Below are 19,331 nucleotides of genomic sequence, written 5' to 3' on the forward strand. Positions count from 1 at the left end.
GGCAACTGAAAACGTTCCGTTCAGCCAGCCTGTTCGCTTCGAACTTAGGGAGTGACAGAGCATGACTAATAAGAAACCACTTTTAGCGCAGGGCTATTCCGTAGCGGAGGAGATAGCCAACAGCATCAGCCACGGCATCGGCTTTATTTTCGGTATCGTCGGGCTGGTGCTACTGCTTTCGCAGGCGATTGACAGCCAGGCGAATGCGCTGGCCATTACCAGCTATAGCCTCTACGGCGGCAGCATGATCCTGCTGTTTCTGGCCTCGACGCTTTATCACGCCATCCCTCACCAGCGCGCAAAATTCTGGCTGAAAAGGCTGGATCACTGCGCCATTTATTTGCTGATTGCCGGAACCTATACGCCTTTTCTGCTGGTCGGGCTGAACTCGCCGCTGGCGCATGGCCTGATGGTAGTGATCTGGAGCCTGGCGCTGCTGGGCGTGCTGTTTAAGCTGGCGTTTGTGCACCGCTTCGAGGCGCTGTCGGTGGTAACTTATCTGCTGATGGGCTGGCTGTCGCTGATTGTAATCTATCAGCTGGCGATGAAACTTTCGCCAGGCGGCGTCTGGCTGCTGGCAGCGGGCGGCGTGATCTATTCGCTGGGCGTTATTTTCTATCTCTCAAACCGCATCCCTTATAATCACGCTATCTGGCACGGGTTTGTTCTTGGCGGCAGCATTTGCCACTTCCTGGCTATTTACTTTTACGTCTCGTAAAAAAGGGGCCGCGTGGCCCCTTACCATTAAGAGAGTTCGTACGGCAGCGGCTGAATAGCCAGGCTGCCGCCTTCATCGCCCTGCACGCGCAGCACCGTATCCGGCTCCAGATCGTTATTCAGCACGGCCTGCACCCAAACTTCGCCATTCTCTAACTGACAGGCGGCCAGAATAGTGCCGGTTCGGCGCCAGTTGTCCCCCAGCTTCATCTCCAGCGAATCTGCCGCAGCGGGGACGTGTCCGGCGCTACCGGCAAGCCAGTAAAGCGCCCGCTTGTTGGCGCCACGAAACTTGGCGCGCGCCACCATCTCCTGGCCTGTGTAGCAGCCTTTCTTAAAGCTGATGGCATCCAGCGCCTGTAGGTTTGTCGCCTGCGGAATAAACTGCGCGCTGTTTGCCGCGTCGATAATTGGCAGGCCCGCTTCGATATTCAACGCCAGCCACTGTGAGCTGTCGGTTAGCTGTGCCTGGCCATCCAGCGCGGCGCGCAAGGTTTCGGCTTTATCGCTGCTGAGGATTAGCAGGAAGCGCTCTGCAGGCGCGGCGAACCAGAGCAGCGTAGCATCATCCTGCTGCACCACGGGGTTTTCTGCATCCGGCAGCGTGGCGAATAGCGGTGCCAGCGCGGCGCGCGCCTGAAAACCAGCCACGCCGAGCAGCACGGCTTCATCATCCGCTTCGATAGCGACTTTGGCGAAAATCGCATACTTTTTCAGCTCGGTGATTTGCGTATCGCGCAGGCTGCGGCGCTCCAGATAGGCAAGCTCTTCGCCACGATGGAACAGGCGCAGATTGCTCCACATTTTTCCTTTCGCGTCGCAGTGGGCGGCGGGCAGATGCGCATTAGCGCCCAGCGCGGCGACATCCAGCGTCAGTTGACCCTGTAGATAGCTGACGCGGTCTGCGCCGGATACTTTCACCAGCGCCCACTCTTCCAGCGAAATCAGCGTAAGCGGCAAACGGGCCGAGGCCGCAGGTTGACGGGGCGGAAAAGATAAAGTCGGCATAGCGGATTCCTGAATTAAAAAGCCTGCTTTCATGTTAAAAGAGCCGCCCGGCTTTGCAACCAGTTTTCTGAACACGACGCACAAAACGCGCGGTAAGCCTGCAACAAACGCAATTATCCTGCGCGACGGAACGCAAAGCTAAATTGCGCCATCAACATCGCTGTAAAAAAGCGCTACACTAGCGGCCATCTTTCACTGACTGACGATGGAAAGCATGGATATTAATAATAAAGCTCGTGTGCACTGGGCGTGCCGTCGCGGCATGCGCGAACTTGATATCTCTATCATGCCGTTTTTCCAGTTTGAATATGACTCGTTGAACGACACCGACAAACAGCTATTCGTGCGTCTGCTGGAAAACGACGATCCCGATCTTTTTAACTGGTTAATGAACCACGGCGAACCCGCCGACGCAGAGCTAAAACGCATGGTTAACCTGATCCAGCAGCGAAACCAGCAGCGTGGCCCTGTGGCGTTCTGATCTGCGCGTCTCCTGGCTGGCGCAGTGGGTATCACTATTGCTGCACGGCGTGGTGATGCTGGCGTTATTGTTGGCTCCCTGGCCGGCGAGCTTAACGGCGGTCTGGATGCTGCTGCTGACGCTGGCAGTATTTGAATGCGTGCGCAGCCAGCGCCGTATTAGTAGCCGGGAAGGCAATATAGCGCTACTGGCCGATCGCCAGCTGCAATGGCGGGATAAAAACTGGCGCATCTGCGGCAGGCCCTGGATGACGCGGCAGGCAATCTTACTGGCGTTGCGCTCCGCTAAGGGCGAGCGTGAAAGGCTCTGGCTGCTGCGGGACAGCATGGCCGAAACCGAGTGGCGGCAGCTCCGCCAGCAGCTGCTGATGGCGGAATAAATCGGCAGAGCTAACAGATAAAAAGCCGGACGGCAGGACAAATAAAGAAAGCGGTTCGGGTGCGTAACACTAAACCGAAAAGGCTAAACGGCAATAGCTGTTCCGACTTCAGACGGCATTAGCCATCGCCGCCGTCTGAGATCGAAAGCAGCAAGGCTTACAGCGTGGCGGCCATTTCCGTCAGGATCTGCTCGCACCACTGCGCGATACGGTCGTCGGTCTGGTCAAACTGGTTGACGTCGTCCAGCGCCAGGCCGACAAACTGCGTACCCTCAGCGGTCAGCGGTTTTTTACTGATAAACTCGTAGCCTTCGTTGGGCCAGTAGCCCACGAAATGCACGCCCAGCGGCTGCAAGAGCTCATGCAGCATGCCGAGCGCATCCAGAAACCACTCGCTGTATTCGGCCTGGTCGCCCATGCCATAGAGCGCCACGGTTTTGCCGCGCAGGTTTAACGTGGGCAGATCGGCCCAGACGGCTTCCCAGTCTTCCTGGAGTTCGCCGAAATCCCAGGTCGGAATGCCCAGGATCAGCATATCGTACTGCTCCATCAGCTGCGGCGGATCCTCTTTCAGGTTATGCAGCTTAACGAGATCCTCGCCGATAAAATCGCGGATTTTCTCCGCCGCCATTTCGGTGTAGCAGGTGCTGGAACCGTAAAAAAGCCCGATGTTCATACGCGGTTTACTCAATTCTCCTGGTTCAATGGCGCGAATTATATCAGAATTGGGCTTTGACGGCGTGCCCGCCGGTTAAGCAGAAGAGGAGCAAACGTGCAGGACAGCGATCTCACCGAGCAGTTTCTGGATGCCTTATGGATTGAGCGGAACCTGGCGGAAAACACGGTAGCCTCTTATCGGCTCGATTTAATGTCGCTGGTAGAATGGCTGCGGCATCATCAGCTGGATCTGCTGCACGTAGACAGCGCCGGGCTGCAAAATTTCCTGGCCGAACGGGTGGAAGGCGGCTATAAGGCCAGCAGTTCGGCCCGGCTGCTCAGCGCCATGCGGCGTCTGTTTCAGTATCTGTACCGGGAAAAGCTGCGCGAGGACGATCCCAGCGCGCTGCTGGCCTCGCCTAAACTGCCGCAGCGGCTGCCAAAGGATCTCAGCGAGGCGCAGATAGAACGGCTGCTACAGGCACCCTCAACGGATGTGCCGATCGAATTGCGCGACAAGGCAATGCTGGAGCTGCTCTACGCCACCGGCCTGCGCGTCACCGAGCTGGTCAGCCTGACGTTAAGCAACGTTAGTTTGCGCCAGGGCGTGGTGCGCGTAGTGGGCAAGGGCGATAAAGAGCGTCTGGTGCCGCTGGGCGAAGAGGCGATGCACTGGCTGGAGCACTATATGGAATACGGGCGGCCATGGCTGCTGAACGGGCAAACGCTGGACGTGCTTTTCCCCAGCAACCGCGCGCAGCAAATGACTCGCCAGACGTTCTGGCACCGCATCAAGCACTACGCGACGCTGGCGGGCATCGACAGTGAAAAGCTATCGCCCCACGTGCTGCGGCATGCCTTTGCCACGCACTTATTGAACCACGGCGCCGATCTGCGAGTCGTACAGATGCTGTTAGGGCACAGCGATCTCTCAACCACGCAAATTTACACCCACGTCGCCACAGAGCGGCTACGGCAGTTACATCAACAGCACCATCCCCGCGCCTGACGCGGAGATTAAACGGCCTGAGCATAAGGCCCTGAGGATAATAAATGAAAAAGCGTTACCTTCTCCTTTCTCTGCTGGTGGCAGCCGGTCTGGCACATGCCGACGATACGGCCATCAAACAATCCCTGGCGAAGCTGGGACTGCAGCAGATGGAGATCCAGCCTTCCTCTTTACCGGGTATGAAAACCGTGCTGACCGAGAGCGGCGTGCTCTACGTTACCGAAGACGGCAAACAGTTTATTCAGGGGCCGCTTTATGACGTCAGCGGCAGCCAGCCGGTTAACGTCACTAACAAGCTGCTGGAGAAAAAAGTCGAGGCGCTAAGCAGTGAGATGATCGTTTATAAAGCGCCGAAAGAGCAGCACGTGATTACCGTCTTTACCGATATTACCTGCGGCTATTGCCACAAGCTGCATTCACAGATGGCAGACTACAACGCGCTGGGGATTACCGTGCGCTATCTGGCTTTCCCACGTGAAGGCATGAACGGCCAGGTCGCTAAGGATATGAAATCGATCTGGTGCGCAGCCGATCGCAACAAGGCTTTTGACGCGGCGATGAAAGGCGAAACGCCAGCGGCGGCCGACTGCAAAATCGATCTGGCTAAGCACTACCAGCTGGGCATTCTGTACGGCATCCAGGGCACGCCAGCGATCCTGCTGCAAAACGGCATGATGATCCCGGGCTACCAGGGGCCGCAGGAGATGAAAAAACTGCTGGATAGCCAGAAAGCGGGCGGCTAAACGCAGTGAAAGGAAAAACCGAATTACGCCGCCGCGTGGCGGCGCAGGAGAGCGAGCTGCCGGAGGATCTGCATCCGCTGCTACGTCGCCTCTACGCCCATCGCGGTGTAAAGCAGGCCGTAGAGCTGGAGCGCGGCGCTAAACACCTGCACGCCTTTCATTCCCTGAGCGGCATTGAACGGGCGGCAGAGATCCTGCAAAAGGCGATAGCCGATAACCTCTGCATTATGATCGTCGGTGATTTCGACGCCGACGGCGCTACCAGCACCGCGCTGACCGTACTGGCTCTGCGCAGCATGGGTGGCCGCAACATTAAATATCTGGTGCCTAACCGTTTTGACGATGGCTACGGCCTGAGTCCAGAGGTCGTAGAGCAGGCTGCCGCGCGCGGCGCGCAGCTAATTATGACCGTGGATAACGGCATCTCTTCACATGCGGGCGTAGCGCTGGCGCACGAAAAAGGCATTGCTGTGGTGATCACCGACCACCATCTGCCAGGCGAGACGCTGCCGGATGCCGAAGCTATCGTTAACCCTAACCTGGCGGACAGTGAATTTCCTTCACGCTCGCTGGCGGGCGTGGGCGTCGCTTTTTATCTGATGCTGGCGCTGCGCGCAAGGTTGCGGGATAGCGGCGTAGCGACGCTGCCGAACCTGGCTGAACTGCTGGATCTGGTGGCGCTGGGCACGGTGGCGGACGTGGTGCCGCTGGATGCCAACAACCGTATTCTGGTCTGGCAGGGGCTAAGCCGTATACGTGCGGGTAAATGCCGTGTTGGCATCCGGGCACTGCTGGAAATCGCCAACCGTGACGCGCGCCAGCTGGCCGCCAGCGACTTAGGGTTCGCGCTGGGGCCACGTCTTAACGCCGCCGGAAGGTTAGACGACATGTCGGTCGGCGTCGCGCTGCTGCTTAGCGAAGATATTGCTCAGGCACGTATGCTGGCCAGCGAGCTGGATGCACTGAACCAGACGCGTAAAGAGATAGAGCAGGGCATGCAAACGGAAGCGCTGGCGCTGTGCGATAAGCTTGAGCGCAGCAGCGAAGCTTTACCGCTTGGCATTGCCATGTACCATCCCGAATGGCATCAGGGCGTGGTTGGCATCCTGGCTTCACGCCTGAAAGAGCGCTTTCACCGTCCGGTTATCGCCTTCGCGCCAGCCGGCGACGGCACGCTGAAAGGATCGGGGCGCTCGATAACCGGGCTGCATATGCGAGACGCGCTGGAGCGGCTGGATACGCTTTATCCCGGCCTGATTATCAAGTTCGGCGGCCATGCGATGGCGGCGGGGCTATCGCTGGAAGCTGATAAATTCGATGAGTTCCGCCAGCGCTTCGGCGAGCTGATCGGCGACTGGCTCAGCGAAGAGTCATTACAGGGCGTAGTCTGGTCAGATGGCCAGCTAATGGCGCAGGAGCTGACGCTGCCGACGGCGGAACTGCTGCGTGAGGCGGGCCCGTGGGGGCAGGCGTTCCCGGAGCCGCAGTTCGACGGCAAGTTTAAGCTTATCCAGCAGCGGCTGGTGGGCGAACGCCATCTGAAAGTCATGCTGGAACCGCTGGGCGGCGGGCCGCTGTTGGACGGCATCGCCTTTAATATTGATACCGCGCTCTGGCCCGATAACAGCGTAAAGCAGGTCGAGCTGGCCTATAAGCTGGATATCAACGAGTTTCGCGGCAACCGCAGCGTGCAGTTGATTATCGAGCATCTCTGGCCGCTGTAAAAAGTGCCCGTAGCGCCGGTATGGAGCCGGGGCTGCGGGTTAAAAAGTACGTTGAGACAAAAAGAGTACACCAGGTATTCCACCAACCTCAGCTTGCAGTCCCATAATGGGACTGCTATAGTGAGTTCACTAAACGTTCATCCAGGGAGGGAACGTGAAGATTATCGCGTTAGCGCCATTAAAGAAGTTCTGGACCCTCCATAACCAGGCTGAGCAACCGCTCAAGGCCTGGATTGATGAAGTTAAAAAAGTGAGCTGGCAAACGCCTCAGGATATAAAAAGGCGCTATCCGTCAGCGGACTTTTTGCCAAAGAACAGGGTTATATTCCAGATCAAGGGCAACGACTACAGACTGATAGCCGCGGTGGCCTGTCGCTTTCAGGCGGTCTACGTGAAGTTTGTCGGTACCCATAGCGAATATGACAGGATTGACGCTGAGACGGTGGAAACATGATGCACTATCAAATCAAGCCCATTCATACGGAAGAAGATTACCGGCAGGCGCTGGCTGCCGTATCGCCGCTGTTCGATGATGAGCCAGAGCCCGGCTCCGCGGCAGGCGATTTTTTAGAGGTCACGCTGCTGCTGATTGAAAAATATGAGCAGCAACACTATCCGATAGAGGCGCCCGATCCGGTAGAGGCGATCAAGTTTCGCATGGAGCAAATGGGCATGACCGCTAATGACCTTGTGCCGGCAATAGGGCTAAAAAACCGCGTTTACGAAGTACTAAACTACAAGCGCGCGCTGACGCTCCCTATGATCCGCAAGCTGCACAAGATGTTTAATATTCCTCTGGCTTCGCTGGTGGCGGAATATCCGGCGAAAACGGCCAGGCGTCAGCAAGCCTGAACCCTCCGCTTTTCCGGCTGGCGCGGTGGCTAATATCCTTACATTGCTGCCGCGCAAACGCTACAAACTCCCTGCAAATTCGGTTAAACTGCATAGTTACATTGCCGACTTTTGAAGATCTAAATCATGTTTGAAATTAATCCGGTAAAGAACCGAATTCAGGATCTCACTGAGCGCAGCAGCGTTCTCAGGGGGTATCTTTGACTACGATGCCAAGAAAGAGCGCTTAGAAGAAGTCAACGCCGAGCTGGAGCAGCCGGATGTCTGGAACGAGCCTGAACGCGCGCAGGCGCTGGGCAAAGAGCGTTCCGCGCTGGAAGCGGTGGTCGACACACTGGATCAGCTGAGCCAGGGTCTGGAGGATGTCTCCGGCCTGCTGGAACTGGCGGTGGAAGCGGACGACGAAGAAACCTTTAACGAGGCCGTCGCCGAGCTGGAAGGGCTGGATAAAAAGCTTGCCGAGCTGGAGTTCCGCCGTATGTTCTCCGGCGAATACGACAACGCCGACTGCTATATCGATATTCAGGCCGGTTCCGGCGGCACCGAGGCGCAGGACTGGGCCAGCATGCTGGTGCGCATGTATCTGCGCTGGGCCGAAGCCAAAGGCTTTAAAACCGAAGTTATCGAAGAATCCGAAGGCGAAGTGGCTGGCACCAAGTCCGCCACGCTGCGCATCAGCGGTGACTACGCCTTCGGCTGGCTGCGTACCGAAACTGGTGTACATCGCCTGGTGCGTAAAAGTCCGTTCGATTCCGGCGGCCGTCGCCATACCTCTTTCAGTTCCGCCTTTGTTTATCCGGAAGTGGACGACGATATCGATATTGAGATCAACCCAGCCGATCTGCGTATCGACGTCTACCGTGCTTCCGGCGCGGGCGGTCAGCACGTTAACCGGACGGAATCGGCGGTACGTATTACCCATATTCCAACCGGTACCGTGACCCAGTGCCAGAACGACCGTTCCCAGCATAAAAACAAAGACCAGGCGATGAAGCAGATGAAGGCGAAGCTGTACGAGCTGGAAATGCAAAAGAAAAACGCCGAGAAGCAGTCGCTGGAAGACAACAAGTCCGATATCGGCTGGGGCAGCCAAATCCGCTCCTACGTGCTGGACGATTCACGCATCAAGGATCTGCGCACCGGCGTGGAAACCCGTAATACTCAGGCGGTGCTGGACGGCGATCTGGACCGATTTATTGAAGCAAGTTTGAAAGCAGGGCTATAAGGAACTGACATGTCAGAACAACAACCGCAGGGCGCCGACGCCGCACTTGAGCTGAACAACGAACTGAAAGCGCGTCGCGAAAAACTGAGCGCGCTGCGTGAGAACGGCGTGGCATTTCCCAACGATTTCCGTCGCGACAGCCTTTCCGACAGGCTGCACGCGGAATACGACGCAAAAGAAAACGAAGAGCTGGAAGCGCTGGGCGTAGAGGTCAGCGTCGCTGGCCGTATGATGACTCGCCGTATTATGGGCAAAGCGTCCTTCGTCACGCTGCAGGATGTGGGCGGCCGCATTCAGCTTTATGTTTCCCGCGACGATCTGGCGGAAGGCATCTACAACGAGCAGTTTAAAAAATGGGATCTCGGCGATATCGTCGGCGCTCGCGGCAAGCTGTTCAAAACCAAAACCGGCGAGCTTTCTATCCACTGTAGCGAACTGCGTCTGCTGACCAAAGCACTGCGTCCACTGCCGGACAAGTTTCACGGCCTGGCAGATCAGGAAACCCGCTATCGCCAGCGTTATCTGGATCTGATCTCGAACGACGAATCGCGTAACACCTTTAAAATTCGTTCGCAGATCATGGCGGGCATCCGCAGCTTTATGGTTGGCCGCGACTTTATGGAAGTGGAAACCCCGATGATGCAGGTGATCCCAGGCGGCGCTTCCGCGCGTCCGTTTATCACCCATCACAACGCGCTGGATATCGACATGTATCTGCGTATCGCCCCGGAGCTTTACCTGAAGCGTCTGGTGGTCGGCGGCTTCGATCGCGTGTTTGAAATCAACCGCAACTTCCGTAACGAAGGTATTTCGCCGCGCCATAACCCTGAGTTCACCATGATGGAACTCTATATGGCCTATGCGGATTACAAAGATCTGATCGAACTGACCGAAAGCCTGTTCCGCACCCTGGCGCAGGACGTGCTGGGCACTACCGTAGTGCCTTACGGTGACCAGGAGTTCGACTTCGGCAAGCCGTTTGCAAAACTGACGATGAAAGAAGCGATCCAGAAATACTGTCCGGAGACTAACCTGGCGGATCTGGATGATTTCGACAAAGCCTGCGCCATCGCGCAGTCGCTGGGTATCAAGGTCGAGAAGAGCTGGGGCCTGGGTCGAGTGGTGACCGAGATCTTCGAAGAGACGGCGGAAAGCCATCTGATCCAGCCAACCTTTATCACCGAATATCCGGCGGAGGTTTCGCCGCTGGCGCGCCGTAACGACCTGAACCCGGAAATTACCGATCGCTTTGAATTCTTTATCGGCGGCCGCGAAATCGGCAACGGCTTCTCCGAGCTTAACGATGCGCAGGATCAGGCCGAGCGCTTCCTGCAGCAGGTTAATGCCAAAGATGCAGGCGACGACGAAGCGATGTTCTACGACGAAGACTACGTCACCGCGCTGGAGCACGGCCTGCCGCCAACGGCGGGTCTGGGCATCGGTATCGACCGTATGGTTATGCTGTTCACCAACAGCCACACCATCCGCGACGTGATCCTGTTCCCGGCGCTGCGTCCTTCAGGCAAGTAACAGACGGTAGCAACATCAAGGGGCGAGCTTTCGCCCCTTTTTTTATGCCTGTAGCCGTGCGAAGCTTAAGGATTAAGCAACAACAGGGCACAAGCCGCACACCGGAGAACTACGATGAAAACGCTGGGACTGATTGGCGGTATGAGCTGGGCATCGACCATCCCTTATTACCGGCTGATCAACGAAGGAGTACAGCAGCGGCTGGGCGGCCTGCATTCGGCGAAGCTGGCGCTTTATAGCGTCGATTTTGCTGAGATAGAAGCCTGTCAGGTAAGCGGCGACTGGGAAAAGGCAGGGCTGCTGCTGGCCGGGGCGGCGCTGGCGTTAAAAAAGGCGGGCGCGGAAGGCATCGTGATTTGCGCTAATACCATGCATAAAGTTGCCGATGCTGTTGCAGATCGCAGCGGGCTGCCGCTGCTGCATATAGCGGACGCGACAGCGGCAGCAATACGGGAGCAGAACTTAACTCGCGTAGCGCTGCTGGGAACCCGCTACACAATGGAACAAAACTTTATCCGTGAGCGGCTGGCGCGCGCAGGTATCGAAACCCTAATCCCAAATGAGGAGCAGCGTCAGGAGATCCATCGCCTTATCTTCGCCGAACTTTGTCATGGCGTTATCACGCCGCAGGCTAAAAAATATTATCAACAGGCTATCGAAGCGTTGAAAGAGCAGGGCGCGCAGGGCGTTATCTTTGGCTGTACCGAAATTGGTTTGCTGCTGAAAGCAGAAGATTGCCCCGTGCCGGTCTTCGATACCACCGTTCTACATGCCGCTATGGCGGTGGAATTTATGCTTTCGGCGACCTGATACGGCCCTCAGGATTTCACCGCCTCGTTCAGCCAGTCTTTAAAGCGAGCATAGGGCACATATAAAGAGACGTTCTTATAGAGCGTCTTTCCTGTTTTGATATCGTTAATACGGTCGGAATAGCCAACGATGACGCCAGCGACTGAATCATCAGAGGCATTATAGACTGCGCCGCCCGACATGCCCTGCACCACGCCCGCATTGGTCGCCACAACCACGCAGCTCAGCTTATTCCAGTCATTCTTTAGCCCGGTATTAACCAGATTGGTGCCGGTTGAGGCGACAGGCATAGCGGAAATAAAGCTGTAGCCATACATATTAATCTTGTCGCCCATAAAGCCGTTACGGAAATTCGGCGCAGGAATATTGCCGTTTTTATGGTAAACCACGGCGAGATCGCATTCAGGATGGCGGGCCTTGACGCGGTAGAGCGAGTATTTCGCTACGTGCGCCGCCGTCAGGCTGTAATCAGCGGTTAGCGGAATAGTCGTGCCCAGCGTGCCAACGCCCAGAATGGTCGGAATACCGGTAACGGTCATATCCACACGTTTTTCTGCTTCGCTGCTGTACTCATATTTTCCTACTGAGCACCCGGCGATACTCAGCGTCAGCAGGCAAATAGCCAGTCGCATCTTCACTCCTCGGTAACGAATCGAACAAGCCCAGCTCAATAAACGCCCGGTGCATCCATCATCGAGGTATCGGCCAACACTCAGAAAACTTTACCTATTTAACCTCACTCTGCGTCAAATGATTATCAGATAATTGATAATTTTTCGTAATGGATGGCGTCTCAATCCGTGTATTACGCGACCATTTTTTACAAGAAAAACGGTTTCCCTTTCCGATTATAGCCAATCAACAGAACAGCGAAACCATGCCAAAATGCGGGTAACAGCCTTGATTATTGCCTCTGAGGCAAAGGATTGTTGCCGGTAAAAGGCTGTAAGTCCTTGACGAGCTGTGCTTAACTCTATGTTGTGATGTGAATCAAAATTAACACTTTGTAATACTTTCTTTTGTCTTTTCCCGCCGATTTTTATTGGTGGAAAAAATCTTCCCGGAGAATAAAACATGCCCGTTTCTTTATTGGCGCTGGCGCTGAGCGCCTTCGCCATCGGCACCACGGAATTCGTTATTATGGGCCTGCTGCCGGAAGTGGCGGGCGACCTCAACGTCAGCATTCCTTCTGCGGGCTGGCTAATCAGCGGCTATGCGCTGGGCGTGGCGATTGGCGCGCCCATTATGGCTCTGCTGACGGCCCGCTTACCGCGCAAGCGTACGCTAATCCTGCTGATGACTATTTTCATCATCGGCAACATTCTGTGCGCGCTCGCCTACAGCTACAATCTGCTGATGCTGGCAAGAGTAATCACCGCGCTTTGCCACGGCGCCTTCTTCGGTATTGGCGCCGTGGTGGCTGCCAGCCTGGTAGCGCCGGGCAAGCAGGCTTCTGCGGTAGCGCTGATGTTTACTGGTCTGACGCTGGCTAACGTACTTGGCGTGCCGTTGGGAACCTGGTTCGGCCAGCTCTTTGGCTGGCGTGCGACCTTCTGGGGCGTAGCGGTTATCGGCGTGCTGGCTTTCATTGCGCTGATTGTCAGCCTGCCGGTCAACCGTGAAGAAAAACCGGTGCATCTGGCGAGCGAGATCGGCGCGCTGGCAAACGGCAAGCTGTGGCTTTCGCTGCTGATGACGGTATTTTTCGCCGCCGCTATGTTCGCGCTGTTCAGCTATATCGCGCCGCTGTTGCTACAGGTCACCGGTATCAGTAACAAAGGCGTGAGCTGGACGCTGTTTTTAATCGGCGGAGGCCTGACCGTCGGCAATATTTTGGGCGGTAAACTGGCCGACTGGAAAGTCTCGTTTAGCCTGATCCTCAGCTTCTCGCTGATTGCGCTGTTCTCGCTGGCGTTTAGCTGGACAAGCCATGCGCTATGGCTGGCGGAAATTACCCTGTTTTTATGGGCAATGGCCACTTTCGCCACTGTGCCAGGCCTGCAAATCAACGTCGTTCGCCACGGTAAAGAGGCGCCGAACCTGGTCTCAACGCTGAATATCTCTGCTTTCAACGTCGGCAACGCTTTTGGCGCCTGGGCAGGCGGCGCGGTGATTAACGGCGGCTATGGACTGACTTCTGTCCCGGTTGCCGCCGCCGTGCTGGCCGCAATTGGTCTGTTGATCTGCTTGTTAACTTTCCGGCGCGCCAAAGGACAACGACAGACGGTCTGCGCTTAACGAAGAAGATCTGCCAGACGCTGGTTAAACAGGCCGCTGCGCTGCTGCAAATGCAGGCTGAAAGCGTCAACCAGCGTTGAGGAAGGGCGATGCCGTGGCCGAATCAGGCTGACGGTAAAAGGCACCTCAATACTGAAACGGCGGATCGCCACGCCGCTGCCCGCATAGTCCAGCGCGGTCAGCGGATTCACTATCGACACGCCGACGCCCGCTCTGACCATAGCGCAGACCGAAGCTGCGCTGTGCGTCTCCATTACCATTCTGCGCTGCACGCCATGCTCGCTGAACAGCTTATCCAGCAGCTGGCGATAGCTATCCGTTTGCGACAGGCTGATAAAATTCCTGCCTGCGAAATCCTGCGGCGTCAGGCAATTTTTCTCTGCCAGCACATCATTCTGCGGCAGTACGCAGACCTCATTAGCGGTAAAAATTTCGCTGCGCACCGTGCCGGCTGGCGTCTGGCTGGTTTCCGTCAGGCCTAAATCATAACGCTGGGCCGACAGCCACTCCTCCAGAAGCGGCGACTCCTGCGGAATAATACTCAGGCTGACGTCGGGATAGCTCAGCAGAAACGGCTGGCAGAGCAGGGGAAGCAGCGACTGCGAAAACACGGGCAGGCAGGCGATCGACAGCTCGCCCTGGCGAAACTGCCGCAGGCTTTCGGCCGCATTGATAATCCTGTCCAGGCCGTACCAGGAGCGCTGCACCTCTTCAAACAGCCGTAGTCCCTGAGCAGTCGGCTGCAGGCGACCGCGCACCCGGTCGAACAGCTTTAGCCCGGTCAGCTTTTCGAATCTGGCCAGCTCGCGGCTGACGGTAGGCTGGGAAGTATGCAGTAGCGCCGCCGCTTCGGTGAGATTCCCGGTAGTAATAACCGCGTGAAAAATTTCAATATGCCGTAGCGTGACGCCAGCCATAAAAGCTCTCTGCAAAAAAGGTTTTCCATATCATGAATGAATAGACAAGCGTAAAACAGATATTTTTCAATATGAGAATGGCGTGGCGTAATAACACTATTATTTACAGGAGAAAGCCCCATGCCACGCCCGCTTAGCACCACCGAAACTGCTCTGACCCAAACTAATCTGCTGCCGCTGGCGCGCCAGTACGGCGGCCCGGTCTGGGCTTACGATGCCGACGTCATCCGCGAACGCATCGGCCAGCTGCAACAATTCGATGTGGTGCGCTTTGCGCAGAAAGCCTGCTCTAATATCCATATCCTCAAGATAATGCGCGCTGCGGGCGTGCGTGTGGATTCTGTGTCGCTGGGAGAGGTAGAGCGCGCGCTGGCGGCGGGCTTCCAGCCTGGCGGCGAAGAGATCGTCTTTACCGCTGACCTGCTGGACGAACCTACGCTGGCTCGCCTGACGGAGCTGAAGATTCCGGTAAATACAGGCTCGGTCGATATGCTGCATCAGCTTGGCGAAGTGTCGCCGGGACATGAAGTCTGGCTGCGCGTTAATCCTGGCTTTGGGCACGGTCACAGCCAGAAAACCAATACGGGCGGCGAAAACAGCAAGCACGGCATCTGGCATGGGGATCTGGCGCTGGCGCTGGCCGCCATTCAGCAGCATCAGCTGAAGCTGGTCGGTATCCATATGCATATAGGTTCCGGCGTCGATTATGGCCATCTGGAGCAGGTTTGCGACGCTATGGTCAGCCTGGTGATCGGTTTCGGCCAGGATCTCCAGGCGATTTCAGCGGGCGGCGGCCTCTCCATTCCCTATCGCTTTGGCGAAGAGGCGATCGATACCGCGCACTATTTCGGGCTGTGGGATGCGGCGCGCCAGCGCGTTGCGCAGCACCTGGGCCATCCGGTTAAGCTGGAGATCGAGCCGGGACGTTTTCTGGTGGCGGAATCTGGCGTGCTGGTTTCTCAGGTTAGGGCGGTCAAGCAGATGGGTAGCCGCCATTTTGTGCTGGTGGATGCCGGTTTTAACGATTTGATGCGGCCTGCGATGTATGGCAGCTATCACCATATTTCCGCCATCGCCGGTGACGGACGCGAGCTGGATGAAAGCCAGACCATCGACAGCGTAGTCGCCGGGCCGCTGTGCGAATCAGGCGATGTCTTCACCCAGCTGGAAGGCGGCAAAGTAGAAACCCGCGCGCTGCCGCATGTTAAACCTGGCGACTATCTGGTGTTCCACGATACGGGCGCTTATGGGGCTTCTATGTCCTCTAACTACAACAGCCGACCGCTGCTGCCGGAAGTACTGTTTGAAAACGGTCAGCCGCGCCAGATCCGCCGGCCGCAGACCGTTCAGGAGCTGCTGGCGCTGGAAATCTAGCCCGGCGAGCCAACCGAATGGCGACGCACCAGCGTCGGACTAAATAAATTGGTGATTTCAGGCAGCGGCTGGTTGTTAGCCAGCGCTAAAGCCAGCTCCGCTGCCTGCTGCGCCATAGTGACTATGGGGTAGCGTACCGTGGTCAGCCTTGGGCGCACATAGCGCGAAACCAGCACATCATCGAAGCCAATCAGCGACATCTCTTCCGGCACTCGCACGCCGTTGTCGCTCAGCACCGCCAGCGCGCCGGCCGCCATGGAATCGTTATAGCAGGTAACGGCGCTGAAAGCCTTGCCGCGCCCCAGCAGTTCCGTCATCGCCTGTTCACCGCCAACCTCATCCGGCTCGCCAAAAGCCACCAGCCGATCGTTGCAGGGCAGATTATGTTCTTTCAGCGCATCGTAGTAGCCCTGAAGGCGGTCGTCCGCGTCCGAAATGGGATGGTTTGAGCAAATAAAAGCGATATTCTGGTGGCCCTGCTGAATCAAATGACGCGTCGCCAGCCAGGCGCCGTAACGGTCATCCAGCGCAATACAGCGCTTTTCAAAACCCGGCAACGCACGATTAATTAGCACCATGCCGGGGATCTGCTTCATTAACGGGATTAAATCGGCATCGGGAATTTTTTTAGCATGCACCACCAGCGCGCCGCAGCGGTGGCGAATCAGCTGTTCGATCGCCTGGCGCTCTTTCTGCTCGTTATGGTAGCCGTTGCCAATCAACAAAAAGTTGCCGGTGCCGTAGGCGACCTGTTCTACCGCTTTGACCAGCGCGCCAAAAAAGGGATCGGAAACGTCGCCTACCACCAGCCCCATGGTTTCCGTTGACTGCTGCGCCAGGGCACGCGCATTAGCGTTAGGATGATATTGCAACTCTTCCATAGCGCTATTAACGGCCAGGCGTGAAGCTTCGCTGGCTTTCGGCGAGTTATTAATCACGCGTGAAACCGTAGCGACAGAGACGCCCGCGAGCCTGGCAACATCTTTAATGGTAGCCATAAACCTTCCAGGGTAAACGTTTACATAGCTCCAGTGTTGCGGAAATTTCCTGTTACTTCAAGCAGACAGAATGCTGGCGGTGTCGCAAAGCCGATGAAAAGCGTACGCCAGCCAGCTACGGCGCATAAACCTTGTTGCTGCTTGCCTGCATAGTTTTTAAAACAGCCCCGGCGAAAGCCGCAGAGAGATTTCTGTAATAAACGAAAAATGGTAGCCTGTAGCCCGACAACACCACCTGCCGGATCCCGCCATGACTATAAAAAAAGTACCGCACCTCGCTCACTGGGGCGCCTTTAACGCCGTAGTTGAAAACGGCAAGCTACAGCGCTGCGAACCTTTTTTCGCCGACCGCGATCCCTCGCCGATGCTGAACACCATTCCCGAGCTGGTCTACTCAGACAAACGTATTCGCCAGCCGATGGTGCGCCGCTCCTGGCTTAAATCACGCGAGAAAAGCGACCGCACGCTGCGCGGACGTGAAGACTTTGTGGCAGTGGACTGGGAAACGGCGCTGGATCTGGTAGCGGAAGAGAACCGGCGGATCCGCGATCGCTATGGCGCGGAAGGGATTTTCAACGGTTCCTACGGCTGGTCTTCGGCAGGCCGCGTTAACCATGCCCGCACGTTAATTCGCCGCTTTTATTTTACCGGCGGCGGCGGCATCGATCAGTTGGGTAACTACAGCTGGGGCGCCGCGCAGTTTTTCCTGCCTTATATTATTGGCACTTACATGCCGCTGACCGGCAGAGTGACCGACTGGCCGGAAGTAATTGAACACTGCGAAATCTTTCTGGCCTTCGGCGGCCTGGCGCTGAAAAATAGCCAGGTTGCTTCCGGCGGGGCAGGCGAGCACAGCCTGAAGCCAGCGCTACTGGCCTTAGCGGCCAAAGGCACGCCGGTTATCAATATCAGCCCGATGCGCGATGATTGCCCGGAATTCGTTAATGCCGAATGGATACCCATCCGACCCAATACCGATGTGGCGCTAATGCTGGCGCTGGGTTATGAAATAGAACGGCTGGGCGCGGCGGATCAAAACTTTCTGGCCTCGCACTGTACTGGCTATCCGCAGCTGCGCGGCTATCTGTTGGGCGAAAGCGATGGCGTGGCGAAAACGCCGCGCTGGGCCAGCGAGATCACCGGCATTCCCGCAGCGCGCATTGAACTGCTGGCTAAGCAGCTTATCGGCAAGCGCAGCTTCATCACCAGCTCTTATTCCGTTCAGCGCGCTCATCGCGGCGAACAACCTTACTGGATGATGATCGCGCTCTCTTCCATGCTGGGCCAGCCAGGCTTGCCTGGCGCAGGGTTCTCCTTTGGGCATGGCTCTATGAACAGCGTGGGTAACCCGCGTATGGAAGGGCCAGCGCCATTGATGTCCACCGGCGTTAATCCTGTTGCCGATCGGGCTATTCCAGTCGCTCGCATCAGCGATATGCTGCTGCATCCGGGCGAGCCCTATGCGTTCCAGGGCCAAACACAAACCTATCCCGATATCCACCTGATTCACTGGGCGGGCGGTAATCCATTCCATCATCATCAGCAGTTGAACCGGCTGGTGGCAGGCTGGCAGAAGCCGGATACGGTGATCGTGCAGGATATCGTCTGGACGCCTGCTGCGCAGATGGCGGATATCGTGCTGCCGGTTACCACTACGCTGGAGCGCAACGATATCGGCGGGTCTTCCCGCGACCGCTTTGTGCTGGCGATGCATCAGGCGATTAAGCCACAGCACCAGGCGCGCAATGATTTTGATATTTTCGCTGACCTGGCAGAACGGCTGGGCTATCGCGCAGCCTTTACTGAAAACCGCAACGAAGCGCAGTGGATCGAACATCTTTATCAGCAGTGTGCGGTGGCGCACCAGCGCAAAGGCGTAGACTGGCCAGAATTTCAGACGTTCTGGCAGCAGGGCTATGTGGAAGTGCCGGAAGGTGGCAAGCCCTTCGTCTTTATGGAAGAGTTTCGCCGGGATCCGCAGAAAAACCCTATTCAAACCGCCAGCGGCAAAATCGAGCTGTTCAGCGAAACTATCGCCAGCTTCGACCTGAAGGATTTCGCGCCGCATCCGGAATGGCGACCGCCGCAGGAGTGGCTGGGCGCGGAAATCAGCCAGCGTTTCCCGCTACATATGATCTCTATACAGCCGGGCGATCGCCTGCATAGCCAGATGGACGCCACGCCCACGGTGCAGGCAAACAAAACTGCCGGACGGGAAACGTTATGGATGCATCCAGAAGATGCCGGGGCGCGTAAGATTGCCGACGGCGACGTTATTGAAGTCAGCAACGATCGCGGCCGCATGCTGGCTGGCGTCAGGCTTACGGAAGGCGTCAGCCGCAGCGTGGTGCTGATTGCTACCGGCGCCTGGTTCGATCCGGGCTTCGGCAAAGCCTGGCAGCCGTTCGACCGCGCAGGCAATCCCAACGTGTTGACGCTGGATATCGGCACTTCTTCGCTGACGCAGGGGCCGAACGCCATGAGCTGCCTGGTGGAGATCAAAAAGGCGAGGCCGGAAAACGCGTAACTGTTTTGCGTAACCATTTGTTTTTAAAGGAAAATAATGGTTGATTTTGCGACCAAAAACGGTTAAAAAAACTGGGCCAGCAGCTGGCTCGGTTATTTTGAAAAGGAGCAAAAAAAATCCTGGTCTGCTGAGCCGTTAAGAA

20 protein-coding genes are annotated in these 19,331 nt (G+C 56.7%); 14 read left to right on the top strand and 6 right to left on the bottom strand.

Translation table 11 applies throughout. The annotated features are described in order from the left end of the window. Window positions 1–61 precede the first annotated feature (61 nt). Window positions 62–718 carry a hemolysin III family protein gene (locus tag ACETPC_RS08225; protein ID WP_380180358.1) on the top strand — a complete coding sequence of 219 codons (657 nt, stop codon included), beginning with the start codon at window positions 62–64 and terminating at the stop codon, window positions 716–718. A 26-nt stretch (window positions 719–744) separates the two neighbouring features. Here the strand turns inward: ACETPC_RS08225 and ygfZ are convergent, their stop codons facing one another. Next, complete coding sequence (gene ygfZ, locus ACETPC_RS08230; protein WP_380180359.1) at window positions 745–1,725, bottom strand: tRNA-modifying protein YgfZ; 981 nt, start codon at window positions 1,723–1,725, stop codon at window positions 745–747. A gap of 214 nt (window positions 1,726–1,939) precedes the next feature. Here ygfZ and sdhE point away from each other — a divergent pair, with 214 nt between their 5' ends. After that, on the top strand, window positions 1,940–2,206 hold the full coding sequence (gene sdhE / locus ACETPC_RS08235; protein WP_380180360.1) for an FAD assembly factor SdhE: 267 nt from the start codon (window positions 1,940–1,942) through the stop codon (window positions 2,204–2,206). Continuing rightward, complete coding sequence (locus ACETPC_RS08240; protein ID WP_380180361.1) at window positions 2,187–2,585, top strand: protein YgfX; 399 nt, start codon at window positions 2,187–2,189, stop codon at window positions 2,583–2,585. The genes sdhE and ACETPC_RS08240 overlap by 20 nt, the downstream gene beginning before the upstream one ends. Window positions 2,586–2,742: 157 nt before the next feature. On the opposite strand, the gene fldB is transcribed toward ACETPC_RS08240, so the two are convergent. Beyond that, window positions 2,743–3,261 carry a flavodoxin FldB gene (gene fldB / locus ACETPC_RS08245; protein ID WP_380180408.1) on the bottom strand — a complete coding sequence of 173 codons (519 nt, stop codon included), beginning with the start codon at window positions 3,259–3,261 and terminating at the stop codon, window positions 2,743–2,745. A gap of 96 nt (window positions 3,262–3,357) precedes the next feature. Here fldB and xerD point away from each other — a divergent pair, with 96 nt between their 5' ends. The 8 genes from xerD (at window position 3,358) to ACETPC_RS08285 (ending at window position 11,135) form a co-directional block, all read left to right on the top strand. Next, the gene (xerD, locus tag ACETPC_RS08250; protein ID WP_380180362.1) at window positions 3,358–4,251 is read left to right on the top strand and encodes a site-specific tyrosine recombinase XerD; all 894 of its coding nucleotides are present in this window, start codon (window positions 3,358–3,360) and stop codon (window positions 4,249–4,251) included. A 44-nt stretch (window positions 4,252–4,295) separates the two neighbouring features. Further along, window positions 4,296–4,994, top strand: coding sequence for a bifunctional protein-disulfide isomerase/oxidoreductase DsbC (gene dsbC, locus ACETPC_RS08255; RefSeq protein WP_380180363.1), 699 nt, complete (start codon window positions 4,296–4,298; stop codon window positions 4,992–4,994). 5 nt (window positions 4,995–4,999) lie between these two features. Further along, a complete protein-coding gene (gene recJ / locus ACETPC_RS08260) occupies window positions 5,000–6,718 on the top strand; it encodes a single-stranded-DNA-specific exonuclease RecJ (protein WP_380180364.1) in 1,719 nt (572 codons plus the stop codon). A 154-nt stretch (window positions 6,719–6,872) separates the two neighbouring features. Further along, entirely contained in the window at window positions 6,873–7,172 is a 300-nt protein-coding gene (locus tag ACETPC_RS08265) for a type II toxin-antitoxin system HigB family toxin (protein ID WP_380180365.1), read from the top strand. After that, window positions 7,172–7,570 (top strand): type II toxin-antitoxin system HigA family antitoxin, encoded by a 399-nt coding sequence (locus ACETPC_RS08270; RefSeq protein ID WP_380180409.1) that lies wholly within the window; start codon window positions 7,172–7,174, stop codon window positions 7,568–7,570. Before ACETPC_RS08265 ends, ACETPC_RS08270 begins: the two co-directional genes overlap by 1 nt. Window positions 7,571–7,696: 126 nt before the next feature. After that, window positions 7,697–8,795, top strand: a protein-coding gene (prfB, locus tag ACETPC_RS08275; protein ID WP_380180366.1) for a peptide chain release factor 2 whose coding sequence is annotated in 2 segments (ribosomal slippage) — window positions 7,697–7,771 and window positions 7,773–8,795 — 1,098 coding nt in all. Because the reading frame shifts where the segments join, the coding sequence is not laid out codon by codon here. Between the two features lie 9 nt (window positions 8,796–8,804). Then, complete coding sequence (lysS, locus tag ACETPC_RS08280) at window positions 8,805–10,325, top strand: lysine--tRNA ligase (protein WP_380180367.1); 1,521 nt, start codon at window positions 8,805–8,807, stop codon at window positions 10,323–10,325. A 114-nt stretch (window positions 10,326–10,439) separates the two neighbouring features. Next, entirely contained in the window at window positions 10,440–11,135 is a 696-nt protein-coding gene (locus ACETPC_RS08285; RefSeq protein ID WP_380180368.1) for an aspartate/glutamate racemase family protein, read from the top strand. Between the two features lie 8 nt (window positions 11,136–11,143). Here ACETPC_RS08285 and ACETPC_RS08290 read toward each other — a convergent pair whose 3' ends face one another. Beyond that, window positions 11,144–11,767, bottom strand: a complete 624-nt coding sequence (locus ACETPC_RS08290) for a serine protease (protein ID WP_380180369.1) — start codon at window positions 11,765–11,767, stop codon at window positions 11,144–11,146. A 216-nt stretch (window positions 11,768–11,983) separates the two neighbouring features. Then, the gene (locus ACETPC_RS08295) at window positions 11,984–12,211 is read right to left on the bottom strand and encodes a hypothetical protein (RefSeq protein ID WP_380180370.1); all 228 of its coding nucleotides are present in this window, start codon (window positions 12,209–12,211) and stop codon (window positions 11,984–11,986) included. Between ACETPC_RS08295 and ACETPC_RS08300 the strand changes: the two genes are divergently transcribed. Further along, window positions 12,210–13,373 (top strand): MFS transporter, encoded by a 1,164-nt coding sequence (locus ACETPC_RS08300; protein ID WP_380180371.1) that lies wholly within the window; start codon window positions 12,210–12,212, stop codon window positions 13,371–13,373. The two genes, ACETPC_RS08295 and ACETPC_RS08300, sit on opposite strands and share 2 nt — an antisense overlap. Here ACETPC_RS08300 and ACETPC_RS08305 read toward each other — a convergent pair. Then, the gene (locus tag ACETPC_RS08305; RefSeq protein ID WP_380180410.1) at window positions 13,370–14,290 is read right to left on the bottom strand and encodes a LysR family transcriptional regulator; all 921 of its coding nucleotides are present in this window, start codon (window positions 14,288–14,290) and stop codon (window positions 13,370–13,372) included. The genes ACETPC_RS08300 and ACETPC_RS08305 overlap by 4 nt on opposite strands. A gap of 120 nt (window positions 14,291–14,410) precedes the next feature. On the opposite strand from ACETPC_RS08305, the gene lysA reads away from it, so the two are divergent. After that, entirely contained in the window at window positions 14,411–15,664 is a 1,254-nt protein-coding gene (gene lysA / locus ACETPC_RS08310) for a diaminopimelate decarboxylase (protein WP_380180372.1), read from the top strand. On the opposite strand, the gene galR is transcribed toward lysA, so the two are convergent. Next, the gene (gene galR, locus ACETPC_RS08315; RefSeq protein WP_380180373.1) at window positions 15,661–16,662 is read right to left on the bottom strand and encodes an HTH-type transcriptional regulator GalR; all 1,002 of its coding nucleotides are present in this window, start codon (window positions 16,660–16,662) and stop codon (window positions 15,661–15,663) included. The two genes, lysA and galR, sit on opposite strands and share 4 nt — an antisense overlap. A 250-nt stretch (window positions 16,663–16,912) precedes the next feature. On the opposite strand from galR, the gene ACETPC_RS08320 reads away from it, so the two are divergent. Then, the gene (locus ACETPC_RS08320; RefSeq protein ID WP_380180374.1) at window positions 16,913–19,189 is read left to right on the top strand and encodes a molybdopterin guanine dinucleotide-containing S/N-oxide reductase; all 2,277 of its coding nucleotides are present in this window, start codon (window positions 16,913–16,915) and stop codon (window positions 19,187–19,189) included. Window positions 19,190–19,331: the final 142 nt, after the last annotated feature.

It is taken from the genome of Pantoea sp. sgz302252 (assembly GCF_042610525.1).
Taxonomy (GTDB): domain Bacteria; phylum Pseudomonadota; class Gammaproteobacteria; order Enterobacterales; family Enterobacteriaceae; genus Erwinia.